The sequence below is a fragment of the Acinetobacter sp. KAM396 genome (assembly GCF_021602765.1).
In the GTDB taxonomy this organism is placed as follows: domain Bacteria; phylum Pseudomonadota; class Gammaproteobacteria; order Pseudomonadales; family Moraxellaceae; genus Acinetobacter; species Acinetobacter towneri_A.
This window is the reverse complement of record NZ_BPPH01000028.1, coordinates 18,970-31,868: the sequence shown is the minus strand read 5'-3', so window position 1 is coordinate 31,868 and position 12,899 is coordinate 18,970. Positions and strand designations below refer to the sequence as shown.

The following is a 12,899-nucleotide window of genomic DNA, read 5'->3' as shown; positions in this document are numbered from 1 at the left end:
TATCGGGTGAGAGTTATCGTTTGAAGGATAAAAAAAGAATTGGGATTCAGCCCCAGGTTGAAATTTAATACGAGATCAAAGGGGTCAATTTTACTTTGCCATTTGTAAGGTGAAAGGGGTCAATTTTAGAATGCCGTTGACAATTTACTTCACACAAAGCAGTTGATCCCACTTAAAGTAGTTCTGTGTTAGCCGATCTCGTGACATATTCCATGTTCTGTTCGGCATTAAACTCGCGCCCAAGGCAATCTTGGTTTTGCCATACTTAAGATGAATCGCTTCGAGGGAATCCATCAAGGCATTGCTGACTTCGATGTGTTTCATATCAGTGAACATGTCATACACATGGTTTTCCTTTGGTTCGAGACACGTCAGAATCACGCCGCATTTCTTGAATGCTATATCCTTTGCATACAGGCCATCAATCATCGTTGTAGCGAGTTTAGAGAGCACCAATAAGTTGTCGGTAGGTTCTGGTAAAGCTAAAGATAAAGACTTGTTGTAGAAGGGCTTTGAGCTATCAAATGGGTTTGATTGAACGAAACCAATCAGACAACCACACAACAAATTATCATCTCTCAGTCTGCTAACAGCATCCATGACATACAGCGACATGGCTTCCTTGAGATCATCTATGTGATAGATCCTCTGCCCAAAGGAGCGACTAGCAATGATTTGCTTCTTTGCAGGTGGCGTATGTTCCAGTTCAATACAAGCAATTCCCTGCAATTCCAATAAAGTTCTGTGCATCACTACAGAAAATTGGTCCCTGATCATCAGAGGGGAAGCCAAGACAAAATCCATAACTGAATGAATCCCCAAGCTGTTGAGCTTCTTGGAATGCTTTCGGCCTACGCCCCAGATTTCACCAACATCTATGGCTTGATGCAGAGTTTCAGCAGAGCATGGATCCATTGAAACCAAGTTGCAAACACCATTGAAGTAAGCGTTCTTCTTGGCAATATGGTTCGCTAGTTTCGCTTCAGTCTTTGAGCGTCCAATGCCAATACATACAGGTAAACCAAGCCAAGAAAACACACGCTGACGAATCTGATGGGCATATTCAGTCAAGTCGTAATTCCCTGAATGAGCTGTCAGATCCAGAAAGCACTCATCAATTGAGTAAATCTCCTGCTCTTTGGGAGATACAAAATCAGAGAGCACCTTCATGAATCTGCGAGACATCTCTGCATACAGTGCATAATTGCTCGATAGCACCTGCACCTGATGCTGCTCTACGATGTCCTTGATCTGAAAGAGAGGAACACCCATCTTAATGCCCAAGTCCTTGGCTTCCTGAGATCGAGCTACAGCACAGCCATCATTGTTGGATAGCACAATGACTGGCTTATTGTTCAAACTTGGGTTAAAGATACGTTCACAACTGACATAGCAGTTGTTGATGTCTACTAAAGCATAGATCTTCTGGTGAGATGCTTGCATGAGCATGAAACCAATAAAGTATTAACGCTTTCTGAATGGCTTGATGACAAAAGTCACTACACCCCAAATCACCATTTCCTGCCCATCCTTTAGATGAATGTCAGAATACTCAGGGTTCTCTGCTTTAAGCCAATGGTTATGATCACCTTCAATCATGAGACGTTTCACGGTGAACTCATCGTCGATCAGTGCAATCACGATGTCTTCATGTTTGGCTTCAATGCTCCGGTCTACAATTAGTTCATCATCAATCTCAATACCTGCATCTCTCATGGAAAGTGAAGCTACTTTCACAACGAAGGTTGCAGCTTCATTTTTAATGAGGTGCTCATTCATGTCCAAAGTTTTGTCGACATAGTCCTGGGCAGGAGAAGGGAAACCAGCAGCAACCTTTTCTGAAGCCAAAGGAATATGCATAAATGTTGTAGGATCTACAAGCGTGATGGATGTCACATCATTGAAGCTTTGCTTCTCTGCCTCGTTGAGGTAATTCCTGATCTCTATGATTTTGGATACAGGTACTCTTACCGTTTTTGTAGGCTCATTATATTTGAGCTTTCTACCGGAACCATCTCGGCTTCCGCCACGACTATTGCTCATGACTCATCTACTTTTTGATTTTGTGACGTAATCAAATATATGACTGAATGTATTACAGATTCAAGACTATTTCGATAAGTGGTGAGACGTTAATGACAGCTTTTTTAATATATCTATTTCTGGCACTGTTGCAAATAGAGATTTGAGTCGATGATGTTCCCTTTAAAAAGTGCTTAGAGACCGAAAACCCTGTTGATTAGACACACTTCACCCTGAGGCTGACCATAATAAAATGACGATGCTTGTCCTTTACGTAGTGCACGCATGACTTCAATACCTTTAATTGTGGCATAAGCAGTCTTCATAGATTTGAATCCTAATGTGGCCCTGATGATTCGCTTTAACTTACCATGATCACATTCAATGACATTATTTTTATACTTAATCTGCCTGTGCTCAATATCTACTGGACATTTTCCTTCTCGCTTTAATCGTGATAAAGCATGGCCATAGGTCGCTGCTTTATCTGTATTGATGACCCGTGGAATTTGCCATTTTTTCACCGTATTGAAGATCTTTCCTAGAAAACTATAGGCTGATTTACTGTTCCGTCTAGCGGAAAGGTAAAAGTCAATCGTATGACCCTGTTGATCAACTGCACGATACAGGTAAGTCCATCGCCCCTTCACTTTGATATAAGTCTCATCCATATGCCATGAATGTAAATCTGTAGGATTACGCCAATACCAGCGTAACCGTTTTTCCATTTCTGGAGCATAACGCTGAACCCAACGATAAATTGTACTGTGATCCACATTTATGCCTCGTTCAGCGAGCATTTCTTGAAGTTCACGATAGCTGATGCCATATTTACAATACCAACGAACAGCCCAAAGAATGATTTCACCTTGAAAGTGTGTTCGGCGACAATTAGGATGACCGGTTGACGACAATTATCTTGGCCGGTTGGGTGTCACAATAGGTACCTTGTTTTCTGTTCGGAGTTCAAGGTGCCTGGACAACATATCACCCACCGACAAGAGGAGCTGTATATGCAGCATCGCCAACAAGGCATGACTCAAGAAATCGCTGCTGCGAAGTCTGCCATTTCCCCCCGCACTGCCCGACGTATTGAGCAGTCCAACACCTTACCCCGCGCTAAAGCTGATAGAGATTGGCGCACCCGCTAAGATCCACTGGAAGCCGTATGGGAAACCGATCTAGTTGTTCTTTTAAACGCTAAACCAGAGCTTACGCCTATTACTTTGCTGGAGCATTTGCAGGCGCTCTATCCAAACCAATATGACCAGCGAATTCTGAGAACATTGCAGCGTCGGGTTAAGAAATGGAAAGCACTACATGGCCCGGAGAAAGATGTCATCTTCCGCCAGCAAGCTCAACCCGGTTTACAGGGCTTCTCTGATTTTACTCATCCTGATAGCCCGATCACCATTAAGCAGCAACCCTTTGCTCATTTGCTGTATCAGTTCCGCCTCGCTTATAGCGGCTGGCGTTCCATCACTGTGGTTCAGGGTGGTGAGAGCTATTCTGCCTTATCTACCGGTTTACAGCGTGCGCTGACGCAGGCTGGTGGCTGTCCGGTGGAGCATCGCACCGATAGCCTCAGTGCCGCCAGGAACAATACGCAAAATGTCTGGACAGATGCCTATCAGGACTTGTGCGAGCATTACAACATGACGCCAACGCGCAATAACCTGGGGCAATCGCATGAGAACGGCGTAGTGGAGTGCGCTAATGGCTCATTTAAACGCCGTCTGGCGCAGCACCTGCTACTTCGCGGCCACAGTGACTTTGACAGTATCGAAGCCTACCAGGCCTTTATTGATCAAATCGTCGGCAAGCTAAACCAGCGCTCACGCAGCCGCTTTTTAGAAGAACAGCAAACCCTGCAAGCCTTACCGGAATATGATGCTGTTGATTACACCTTGCTGAGCATTAAAGTCACCCGTAGTGCCACCATTGAAGTGCGCCGGGTGGTGTACAGCGTGCCATCACGACTGATTGGCGAACGCCTGCAAGTACGGCTGTATCATAACAAACTGGTGCTCTATGTGGGCCAGCAAGTGGCGCTGACCTTGCCACGAATTTACCCGGCCCTCGGCCAAAGCCGTGCACGTTGTATCAACTACCGGCATATTATCCGCTCACTGGCCGCTAAACCGCAGGCGTTTCGTTACTCGCAACTGCGGGATGATATCTTACCTGACGACAATTACCGGCAGTTGTGGCAGTTAGTGGATGATGCGTTACCAGCACAGGATGCCTGTAAATGGATAGTCACGGTGTTATGGCTGGCGAGCGAATACGATAGCGAACAAGAGCTGGGAGAGACCTTGTTGCAAGAGGCCAGAGCCGGTCTGTTTGAAAGTGCCAAAACCATTCAGGAGCGCTTTTACACCCCGCAAAGCGCACCAGACATTAAGACAAAGCAACATAACCTGCAAAGTTATGATGCACTGCTAACGTCATTAAAGGCACAGGCGAAACACGATGTGGAGGTGCCATTTTGACTTCCTCCGTTGCATTACTGCTCAAAGAATTAAGGCTGCCGGCGTTCGTCAGGCACTATGAAAAACTCTGGCAAACCGCGGTAGAAAAAGGCTGGTCGCACAGTGACTACCTTGCGGCATTATGCGAATACGAGCTCGCAGAGCGCTTTACACGGCGCACACAAAGCTGGGTACGCGAAGGGAGGCTGGCACCGGGAAAAACCTTAAGCACTCTGGATAACAGCGTGCTCAGCCGGACAAATCAAGCGCTCATCGCCAAGTTGCACCAAGACCTGTCCTGGGCACATCACGCCGATAATATCCTGCTGATTGGCCCCAGTGGCACCGGCAAAACACACATAGCCAATGCATTGGGTTACCGGCTGATTGAGCAAGGCATACGCTGCAAACTGTTTCCAGCCATTGGCTTGGTACAACAGTTACAACAAGCCAAGCGCGAACTGGATCTGATGAGCGAGATGAGCAAGCTGGATAAGTATCAGGTGATCATCATTGATGACATTGGTTATGTGAAAAAAACCGATGCAGAAACCCAGGTACTGTTTGAATTTATCGCGCATCGATATGAAAGCGGTAGCCTGATCATCACAGCCAATCACCCGTTTAGTGCATGGGATCAGATCTTCCCAGACAGCATGATGACGGTAGCGGCCATAGATCGGCTGATCCACCACGCGACAATTATAGAATTAGAAGGAGAAAGCTATCGAAAACAACATCAGTTAAAACAAGCTGGAAGTAGGAAAAATGAGAAAACCTAACCGGCCATCATAATTGACGCGAACCGGCCAAGATAGTTGACGCCGAACAATGATTGACGATCTAACGCTCCAGAACCAAATCAGGGATCTGGCTTTAGCGAGTCGGAGCGAACCGACCGATGGTTGGCGTACCGAAGAGCTTGACCCTAAGTTGTGGAACGGTTGGCGTAAAATGATTCAGGGGGACCGGCTAGAAATCGCTGAATACGATCTGACGGCTAAGGTTAGCCAAGGGGACTCTCCTAGTGACAAGCCCGGAGTGGTTGAAGGTCTAAAACAAAGAATAAGGGCTTACAACTTTAGTAAACAAAGGACGTCATCAATAGCAGTGATATAAAAAGTTATCTTTGCCGCCCCGATAAGGCTTTACGGGGCGACTAAGTCTCACCCAACCGACAATTCCGATAGTTTCAGAATAAGCTTTGAGTTTTCTAAGATTGGAATTACTACACCACAGCACGTACTCGAGATACTACAAATAGCTTTTTGGTAGGACCGATACCGAATAAATATCCATAATACATCAGGAGAAACTTTTTTTAATTTTCTGTAACCGGTCATAAATCAGTGGCGGATAATTTGCATGATATTCACCACACTCTGGGCAATGCTCTTGTTTTAGGTACGCTTGATTGTCGAGATCTTGATAAGGAAAAACGCTGAAGAGAAGTTCGTGCTGCATAAGCGTTTTATAAAAACTCTTATGATAAGGTGCAATCTCGCTGTCTTTGATTTTGTCGAAATATAGGTCAACGCTGTTCAAAATGCTCATAATTTCTTTAACCCCGTCGAACCTTAAAATGTCGTCATCTTTGTGAATATCAACATCTAAGCTCTCTAGATCCTCAATGAAACATTTAATCGCACGTCGAGAATACAGAAGGATCATTTGCGTCTTGCCATCAACGGTCTTTTCTTGATCGTAACTAAAATTTTTGATGTTTCTTTCGACGAACATATAAAGTTCGTGAAGTTGATCTAACTCGTGCCTTAGTTGCTCCTTCGTGTTTTCTTTTTCGATTTGCTGATGAAGGATTCTATTCGCATCAATCTGGGCTTTCAGCGCTAAAAACAGAACTACTGAACCTAGTATCTGTACGAATGGGTTCGAAATACCTCCAAAAGCATCTCCTATTTCGCCATAATCCTTCAAGTAGTGAAGAGGAAGAAGAGGTAAGAATAAAGGGAGAAGAAGACAGAATACACTGCCGACGACGATGACCCAGAAAGCTATTTTGGTAACAGGAGAGTTATAGATATTCATTTTTACACCTTTTCAGAATTTTCTTTTCTGTACGCGCTAGGAGTTTTGCCAATTTTTTTCTTAAATAATTTTTGAAAGTGTTCATGTGCCGGATACCCAATGGCTTCACTCACTTCAGGAACAGATTTACCGGTTTCTTTAAGCAGCTGCTTCGCTTTTTCAAGCCGACAATAGGTTAAATAATCAAGAGGTGTCATGCCAGACAGTTTCTTAAACTTAACGCTGTAGTTCGTACGCGACATTCCAGCAATCTCAGCGAGATCGTCAAGACCCCATTTTTTATCGAGACTATGATGGATAGCTTCCAAGGATTTGCTGAGTTGCGGATTTTCGATCAATTTGAAAAATCCTACATTTTTGTTGGATTTGTACATGTGAATTCTTAACGCTTGCACGAAGATAATTTCGGTCAGCTTCCTGACTAGCGTGTTGCTTCCAGGAAGCCCTGATTTTGCTTCCTGCTCTATAATACTTAAAAGCATGGTAAGCCAAGGCGAGTGGGAGTTCTCAGTACTCTTGATATGCACGACGTTTGGCAGCGAATTTAAGAATGGATGATCGGGTCCGCCATCAAAACAAAAATGTCCGCAAACGACGTTTGCTTTGAGCTTGCTCTGATCACCATATTCCAGAACTTGAGTTTCAGTGAGGTTGGCCTTGGATCTAAATTCGACCGCGGGCTCGGCCTTGATTTTTGGTGCACTGGTCATGGTGTGCTCCATCCCTTTGAATAAAATCAAAATATCGCCTTGCTCCGCCAAAGCCTTAAGTTTAAGTTTTGGCACCTCGTACCAAAACTCGCCATGGGTCACGATGTGAAATCTCGCTAGATTCTCTTCCTGCGGGAGACTGATGCCCCAGTCTCCTGCAAATGATGTTCTATACCAGTAGCTACTAGTAAGCTCTACCTTATCTAAAATCTCACTGAGAACATCCATACTTAGCTCCTACGCAAACTGTCCAATAGGTCATGTTATACGAACTATTGAACATATTATATCTATTTTACATGCTGTAAAGTCAGTCTAGAGATGGATCCGGAAATTTGAACAACTCCTATAAGTGATATTCTGCTCCTCAAATGATGTTATAAACATCAATATATGGAGTATTTTATGGCACGTAGACCAAGAAGAAATCATTCAAACGACTTTAAAGCTAAGGTAGCACTTGCTGCGATCAAAGCAGAAAAAACACTTGCTGAATTGAGTTCTGAGTTTGATGTTCATCAAAACCAAATTATTGACTGGAAAAATCAATTGATCTCAGCTTCCTCGCAAGCTTTCGATCAATCAAAAGCTCCATCAGAACCCCCCATTGATCTTAAAAAGTTACATGCAAAAATCGGTGAGCAGGCATTAGAAATTGATTTTTTAGAAGGTGTGTTGAAGAAACTGGGCCGCTTCAACCACAAAAGTTAATCGATCACTCACTTCAGATTTCAGTATCTAAACAGGCTAAGTTACTGAAAGTCTCTCGTGGTTGTTATTATTATCGCCCAAAACCTGTTAGCTCATCAGATCTGAAACTGATGCGATGTATTGATGAATTACATATGCAATATCCTTTTGCAGGCAGTCGTATGATGCGTGATTTGTTGAATCGTCAAGGGCATCATATAGGACGACGTCATACACGTACTTTAATGAAGAAAATGGGTATTCAGGCGTTATATTGCAAACCAAATTTAAGCCAGGCTAATCAAGCTCACCGTAAATATCCATATCTGCTCAAAGGGTTGGCTATTCTGCGCAGTAATCAAGTGTGGTGTACGGATATAACGTATATCCCTATGGCAAAAGGCTTTGTTTATTTATGTGCTGTGATTGATTGGCATAGCCGCAAGGTACTTGCGCATAGGGTATCGATTAGTATGGATGTGGATTTTTGTATTTCGGCTTTAAATGAAGCAATTGAAAAATATGGATCACCTGAAATATTTAATACAGACCAAGGCAGTCAGTTCACCAGTGATGCATTTATTGATGTATTGAAATCAAATGGCATTCAAATCAGTATGGATGGTAAAGGTCGATGGATTGATAATGTGATGGTTGAAAGATTATGGCGGAGCGTTAAATATGAAGAGGTGTATCTCAAAGCTTATAGCAGTGTCACAGATGCGAAAAAGCAATTGAGTGCATATTTTGAGTTTTATAATCTGAAACGACCTCATTCGAGTCTAGACAAATTGACACCAAATGAGTTTTACTATGATCAGCTACCCCAACAAAACAAGGTGGCTTAACTAGAGCGGAATATCACTTATAAATACGCTTTTAGTTGTTCAAACAAGTGGGACCACCTCTGTCTAATCAGTAAGTGGATGAAAACTAAGGAGGCTTTATGAAACTAGATTATGTGATCGTTGCCGGAGGGTGTTTTTGGGGTCTCGAAGACCTCCTTAGGAGTCTGGACGGTGTGACGTCAACGAAGGTGGGCTACTCTGGCGGAGATTTTGATGATCCTACCTACGCCGATATTATAACAGGGAAAACGGGGCACGCCGAAGCGGTTCGCGTGGAATACGACCAAGACGAAATATCTCTCGAAGAGATTCTACATTACTTTTTCAAAATCCATGATCCGACTACGAAGAATCGCCAAGGAAATGATGTTGGCACTTCGTATCGCTCGGCAGCGTTCTATCGTGACGATGCACAGAAAGCGATTATCGAAAACGTGATTGATGAGGTCAATGAGATCGGTCGCTTCGAGAATCCCGTGGTCACGACGGTAGCCTTGGAAAAAGAGTTTTATGACGCTGAGGAGTATCACCAAAACTATTTGAAGAAGAATCCCCACGGGTACACGTGCCATTTTGAGAGAGATTAAACCATGAATCAAACGAAAGAGGAAAAAATGAAAGAACTTAAGAACGTTGTCATCTACACAAAAGACCATTGTCCGTTTAGTAAACGCGTGAAGGAGTACTTAACTTCTGAAAAAGTTGATTTTAAACAAATTCGCGTGGATGACGATCCCAAGACTTATGATGAGTTGAAGAAAAAAACCAACCTTCAAACTGTTCCGCAAGTTTTTGTGGATGGAAAATTCATTGGTAGCGCGACTGACTTCTTCGCGTGGATTGATAGCTAAAGAACAAACCCAAAAATAAAGGAGCAAATTTATGTTCAACTGGGAAAGCATTAACAACTATCTCGATAACGGCACTCCCGCTCCTCCTAGAAAAGTAGAAAAGAGCGAGGAAGAGTGGAAAAAAATTCTGACGCCCGCTCAATTTAATGTCATGCGGAAGAAAGGCACCGAGCGCCCTCACACTGGGGAACTCTGTTCATTTTATGAGGCAGGACGGTATGCCTGCGCGGGCTGCGACACTGAACTGTTTGATTCGAACGTTAAGTTTGATTCGGGAACAGGTTGGCCGAGTTTTTCTGAGCCCGTCGCCGACAACGTAATTCAATATGAACTGGACACGACTTACGGACGAAGAATCGAAGTGCTATGCAATGTGTGCGAAGCCCACTTAGGGCACGTTTTTCCAGATGGTCCTGAGCCCTCTGGGGCTCGATTCTGCATCAACTCGGAGTCATTGAAGTTTGTAGAATAATTTTTAAATCGAGGGGGTTTATGAAAGTGAACCTTTTGAAAAAAGGAGCCGTTCGTGTTGATTAAGCTGTTCGGTCATAAAGACTGCCATAAAACCAAGATTTACCAGTCGTACTTGAAAGAAAAAGGAATCGAGTTTGATTTTTTAGATGTTCACGAAGACGACGCGGCAGCTGATGAACTGCGATCCCTTTATACTACTGGAAAGTTAAATTTCCCGACAATACTGGTTGGGACAAAGAAGCTGAGAAACCCCAAGTTCAAGGATCTCGACAAGTGGTTGGAAGCTTCGATGAAATAACGAGATCTTTTTTTTGAGGATTGTAATTAGCTTAGTAAGGAGTCAGATCAATGATTATAGCAGTTGTCCGCAGTCGTGTTGCCAAGGAGCACGGTGGGGAGTTTGAAAGAAGATACGCCGAGATGTCCGCGCTTGTCGAAGCCATTCCTGGTTACGGAAGCCATGAGCGGTTTTCTTCTCCTAACGGTGAAGATGTTCTAATTGTCGAGTTCCTTACCAGAGAAGCTTTCGATGCTTGGGATAAGCATCCCGAACACAAAAAAGCCAAGATGCTTGGCAAAGACTACATTTTTGAATCGTACGACGTGAAGGTCGGAGAAGTTTTTGAACGGCACACAAAGCCGGAGGTGAAATTATGAAAACGAGAAACGTTTATATCGTAGGTGGAGCTCGGATTCCATTTATGAAATCTATGACCGCATATCGAGACGTCTCAAGTGAAGAACTAATGACGGCGAGCCTAAAGAGTTTAGTTGATAGATATAACTTGGAAGGAAAAACTGTGGGCGATGTAGCCTTAGGAGCTGTCATGCACAGCTCGGCTAACTGGAATTTGGCTCGTGAAGTCGTTCAATCCTCCGGTTTGCATCCAAACACTCCGGCATATAACGTGCAACGTGCTTGCGGAACGAGCTTGGAAAATACGATTCAGATTGCTCACAAAATTTCTAGCCACCAAATTGAAAGTGGCATTGCGGGCGGTGTTGATAGCAACAGCGATTTGCCCATTATGGTTAGTCGAACTTTCGCAAGAAAATTGATTGCGTTGAATTCTGCCAGAACGCTTGGTGAGAAAGTAAAAATCATTTTAGGAATTAAACCTAGCGATCTAAAGCCAGTGTTGCCCGCAGTGGTTGAGCCACGCACCGGAAAATCAATGGGTGAGCATTGCGAACTCATGGTTAAAGAGTGGAATATTTCTCGCCAAGAGCAAGATGAGTTAGCGCTGGCAAGTCACAGAAATGCAGCTCAAGCATATAAAGATGGGTTTTATGATGATCTCGTCTTTCCATTCCAAGGAAATAAGACCGATGGAATTTTGCGTGCTGATACAACTTTGGAAAAATTGTCGAAGTTAAAACCTGTTTTTGATAAATCAGAAAAAGGGACTTTGACGGCGGGAAATTCAAGCTCGCTCACAGATGGCTCATCCACCGTTCTTTTAGCATCAGAAGAAGAGGCAAAAAAGAATAATTGGCCCCTGTTGGCTAAGATTGTGGATTCTCATACTTCCGCCGTGGATTATGTCGCTGGCGAAGGTTTGCTTATGGCCCCAACTGTGGCGGTCAGTGAATTATTGAAGCGAAACGGCTTAAAGCTTCAGGATTTTGATTTTTACGAAATTCACGAGGCGTTCGCTGGACAAGTGCTCTGCACGATGAAGGCGTGGGAGTCTGCTGAATACTGCAAAACACGTTTGGGACGATCAGAGCCTCTCGGAAAAATTGACCGCTCGAAGCTAAATGTCCGTGGAAGTAGCATTGCCCTTGGGCATCCGTTTGCGGCTACTGGCGCTAAGATCGTCGGAGTTTTAGCAAAGATACTGCACTCAGCTGGTCCTGGAAAACGTGGCCTTATCGTCGTTTGCACGGCGGGAGGAATGGGAGTGGCTACAATTCTTGAAAGTTAGGAGAAAAATATGTCGGATCTAAAAATGAATAAAGAAGACGGTGTTGAAAGCTATGAATTTGCAACCCCTGAAGCAATCGAAGAAGCATTGAAAATCGGGAAGCTTAGTCAAACGGTTTTCGGCATGGGTTGCTTTTGGGGACCGGATTCTAATTTTGGAGGGACGCAGGGAGTAGTGCAAACACGTGTTGGCTACGCTGGAGCATCAACTCTGGATCCGAGTTACCGCAACATCAACGGACACGCCGAAGTCGTCAGAGTGATCTACGATAAAGACCAAATCAGCTACAGGGAACTTCTTGGAAGTTTTGAATCATGGTCTGTTCATGGTAGAAAGCAGGGCCAGTATCGCCAGATACTTTTTGTTTTTGATCTGGAGCAAAAACAAGTAGCTGAAGAACTGATTCAAGCGATTGGAAAGGAGAAATCTCCCGAGGTGATTGAGGCCGGAGAACAAAATGGTTATTTTTGGCCCGCCGAAGATTACCATCAAAAGCATCGTCTTCGCAGAAACAAACAGCTTGTAAGTCTTGCAGAAGTAGATTTCGGTCCTCGCTGGGATGAACATCTGTATTTTACTAAATTAAATAGTACCGATAGAAAAGGCTTCAGTCTCTCAAGCTGGCTAAAAAAGTTGTCTCCGGAAATGCAGAAAGCTTACCGAATCGGTTAATCTGAAATTGCAGCTGGCTAAAGAACTCTATTTTCTATATGTAAAGAATGTGACGATCTCCTTCACATGGAGTCCAAGAGAGCATAAAAAATCTGTGTAAGTCGCATTACCCATGTATTTGAAAGGAATAAATAATGCCAATATCAGACCAGCTTATCGACCGAAGCAAGACCTCAGTTTTTATGAG

General features: G+C 43.8%; 14 protein-coding genes and 1 pseudogene. 10 read left to right on the top strand and 5 right to left on the bottom strand.

Features of this window, described 5'->3' with window-relative positions; translation table 11 throughout:
* Nucleotides 1-144: 144 nt before the first annotated feature.
* From L6C30_RS11745 to L6C30_RS11735, 3 genes are all read right to left on the bottom strand, one after another.
* Nucleotides 145-1,449: a Y-family DNA polymerase gene (locus L6C30_RS11745; RefSeq protein ID WP_039048360.1), complete on the bottom strand. Its 1,305-nt coding sequence runs from the start codon at nucleotides 1,447-1,449 to the stop codon at nucleotides 145-147.
* A 15-nt stretch (nucleotides 1,450-1,464) separates the two neighbouring features.
* On the bottom strand, nucleotides 1,465-2,043 hold the full coding sequence (locus tag L6C30_RS11740) for a LexA family transcriptional regulator (RefSeq protein WP_039048359.1): 579 nt from the start codon (nucleotides 2,041-2,043) through the stop codon (nucleotides 1,465-1,467).
* A gap of 173 nt (nucleotides 2,044-2,216) precedes the next feature.
* Nucleotides 2,217-2,936, bottom strand: a complete 720-nt coding sequence (locus L6C30_RS11735; protein ID WP_139853742.1) for an IS6-like element IS1008 family transposase — start codon at nucleotides 2,934-2,936, stop codon at nucleotides 2,217-2,219.
* Nucleotides 2,937-2,993: 57 nt separating this feature from the next.
* Between L6C30_RS11735 and istA the strand changes: the two are divergent.
* Together istA and istB are read left to right on the top strand one after the other, a co-directional pair.
* Nucleotides 2,994-4,514 (top strand): annotated as a pseudogene (gene istA / locus L6C30_RS11725) (IS21 family transposase).
* The gene (gene istB, locus L6C30_RS11720; RefSeq protein ID WP_016167552.1) at nucleotides 4,511-5,275 is read left to right on the top strand and encodes an IS21-like element helper ATPase IstB; all 765 of its coding nucleotides are present in this window, start codon (nucleotides 4,511-4,513) and stop codon (nucleotides 5,273-5,275) included. Before istA ends, istB begins: the two are co-directional and overlap by 4 nt.
* A gap of 523 nt (nucleotides 5,276-5,798) precedes the next feature.
* Here istB and L6C30_RS11715 read toward each other — a convergent pair.
* Both L6C30_RS11715 and L6C30_RS11710 read right to left on the bottom strand, forming a co-directional pair.
* Nucleotides 5,799-6,539 carry a hypothetical protein gene (locus L6C30_RS11715; RefSeq protein WP_120385370.1) on the bottom strand — a complete coding sequence of 247 codons (741 nt, stop codon included), beginning with the start codon at nucleotides 6,537-6,539 and terminating at the stop codon, nucleotides 5,799-5,801.
* 2 nt (nucleotides 6,540-6,541) lie between these two features.
* Nucleotides 6,542-7,477 (bottom strand): AraC family transcriptional regulator, encoded by a 936-nt coding sequence (locus L6C30_RS11710; RefSeq protein ID WP_130139467.1) that lies wholly within the window; start codon nucleotides 7,475-7,477, stop codon nucleotides 6,542-6,544.
* 165 nt (nucleotides 7,478-7,642) lie between these two features.
* Between L6C30_RS11710 and L6C30_RS11705 the strand changes: the two genes are divergently transcribed.
* The 8 genes from L6C30_RS11705 (at nucleotide 7,643) to L6C30_RS11670 (ending at nucleotide 12,712) form a co-directional block, all read left to right on the top strand.
* Nucleotides 7,643-8,787, top strand: a protein-coding gene (locus tag L6C30_RS11705; RefSeq protein ID WP_139853748.1) for an IS3 family transposase whose coding sequence is annotated in 2 segments (ribosomal slippage) — nucleotides 7,643-7,907 and nucleotides 7,907-8,787 — 1,146 coding nt in all. Because the reading frame shifts where the segments join, the coding sequence is not laid out codon by codon here.
* A 98-nt stretch (nucleotides 8,788-8,885) separates the two neighbouring features.
* The gene (gene msrA / locus L6C30_RS11700; RefSeq protein WP_000762837.1) at nucleotides 8,886-9,374 is read left to right on the top strand and encodes a peptide-methionine (S)-S-oxide reductase MsrA; all 489 of its coding nucleotides are present in this window, start codon (nucleotides 8,886-8,888) and stop codon (nucleotides 9,372-9,374) included.
* A gap of 3 nt (nucleotides 9,375-9,377) precedes the next feature.
* Nucleotides 9,378-9,638: a glutaredoxin gene (locus tag L6C30_RS11695; RefSeq protein ID WP_001076938.1), complete on the top strand. Its 261-nt coding sequence runs from the start codon at nucleotides 9,378-9,380 to the stop codon at nucleotides 9,636-9,638.
* Between the two features lie 31 nt (nucleotides 9,639-9,669).
* Complete coding sequence (msrB, locus tag L6C30_RS11690) at nucleotides 9,670-10,110, top strand: peptide-methionine (R)-S-oxide reductase MsrB (RefSeq protein ID WP_000483554.1); 441 nt, start codon at nucleotides 9,670-9,672, stop codon at nucleotides 10,108-10,110.
* A gap of 54 nt (nucleotides 10,111-10,164) precedes the next feature.
* Nucleotides 10,165-10,410, top strand: coding sequence for a glutaredoxin family protein (locus L6C30_RS11685; RefSeq protein WP_000905740.1), 246 nt, complete (start codon nucleotides 10,165-10,167; stop codon nucleotides 10,408-10,410).
* Between the two features lie 50 nt (nucleotides 10,411-10,460).
* Complete coding sequence (locus L6C30_RS11680; RefSeq protein ID WP_000582514.1) at nucleotides 10,461-10,769, top strand: antibiotic biosynthesis monooxygenase; 309 nt, start codon at nucleotides 10,461-10,463, stop codon at nucleotides 10,767-10,769.
* A complete protein-coding gene (locus tag L6C30_RS11675; RefSeq protein ID WP_000857678.1) occupies nucleotides 10,766-12,040 on the top strand; it encodes an acetyl-CoA C-acetyltransferase in 1,275 nt (424 codons plus the stop codon). Before L6C30_RS11680 ends, L6C30_RS11675 begins: the two co-directional genes overlap by 4 nt.
* A 9-nt stretch (nucleotides 12,041-12,049) precedes the next feature.
* Nucleotides 12,050-12,712 carry a peptide-methionine (S)-S-oxide reductase gene (locus tag L6C30_RS11670; RefSeq protein WP_001281573.1) on the top strand — a complete coding sequence of 221 codons (663 nt, stop codon included), beginning with the start codon at nucleotides 12,050-12,052 and terminating at the stop codon, nucleotides 12,710-12,712.
* Nucleotides 12,713-12,899 lie beyond the last annotated feature (187 nt).

Excerpts from the sequence above, each read along its gene's own strand:
- L6C30_RS11745 (WP_039048360.1), bottom strand. The coding sequence starts at position 1,449 with ATGCTCATGCAAGCATCTCACCAGAAGATCTATGCTTTAGTAGACATC.
- L6C30_RS11740 (WP_039048359.1), bottom strand. The coding sequence starts at position 2,043 with ATGAGCAATAGTCGTGGCGGAAGCCGAGATGGTTCCGGTAGAAAGCTC.
- L6C30_RS11715 (WP_120385370.1), bottom strand. The coding sequence starts at position 6,539 with ATGAATATCTATAACTCTCCTGTTACCAAAATAGCTTTCTGGGTCATC.
- L6C30_RS11710 (WP_130139467.1), bottom strand. The coding sequence starts at position 7,477 with ATGGATGTTCTCAGTGAGATTTTAGATAAGGTAGAGCTTACTAGTAGC.
- msrA (WP_000762837.1), top strand. The coding sequence starts at position 8,886 with ATGAAACTAGATTATGTGATCGTTGCCGGAGGGTGTTTTTGGGGTCTC.
- L6C30_RS11695 (WP_001076938.1), top strand. The coding sequence starts at position 9,378 with ATGAATCAAACGAAAGAGGAAAAAATGAAAGAACTTAAGAACGTTGTC.
- msrB (WP_000483554.1), top strand. The coding sequence starts at position 9,670 with ATGTTCAACTGGGAAAGCATTAACAACTATCTCGATAACGGCACTCCC.
- L6C30_RS11680 (WP_000582514.1), top strand. The coding sequence starts at position 10,461 with ATGATTATAGCAGTTGTCCGCAGTCGTGTTGCCAAGGAGCACGGTGGG.
- L6C30_RS11675 (WP_000857678.1), top strand. The coding sequence starts at position 10,766 with ATGAAAACGAGAAACGTTTATATCGTAGGTGGAGCTCGGATTCCATTT.
- L6C30_RS11670 (WP_001281573.1), top strand. The coding sequence starts at position 12,050 with ATGTCGGATCTAAAAATGAATAAAGAAGACGGTGTTGAAAGCTATGAA.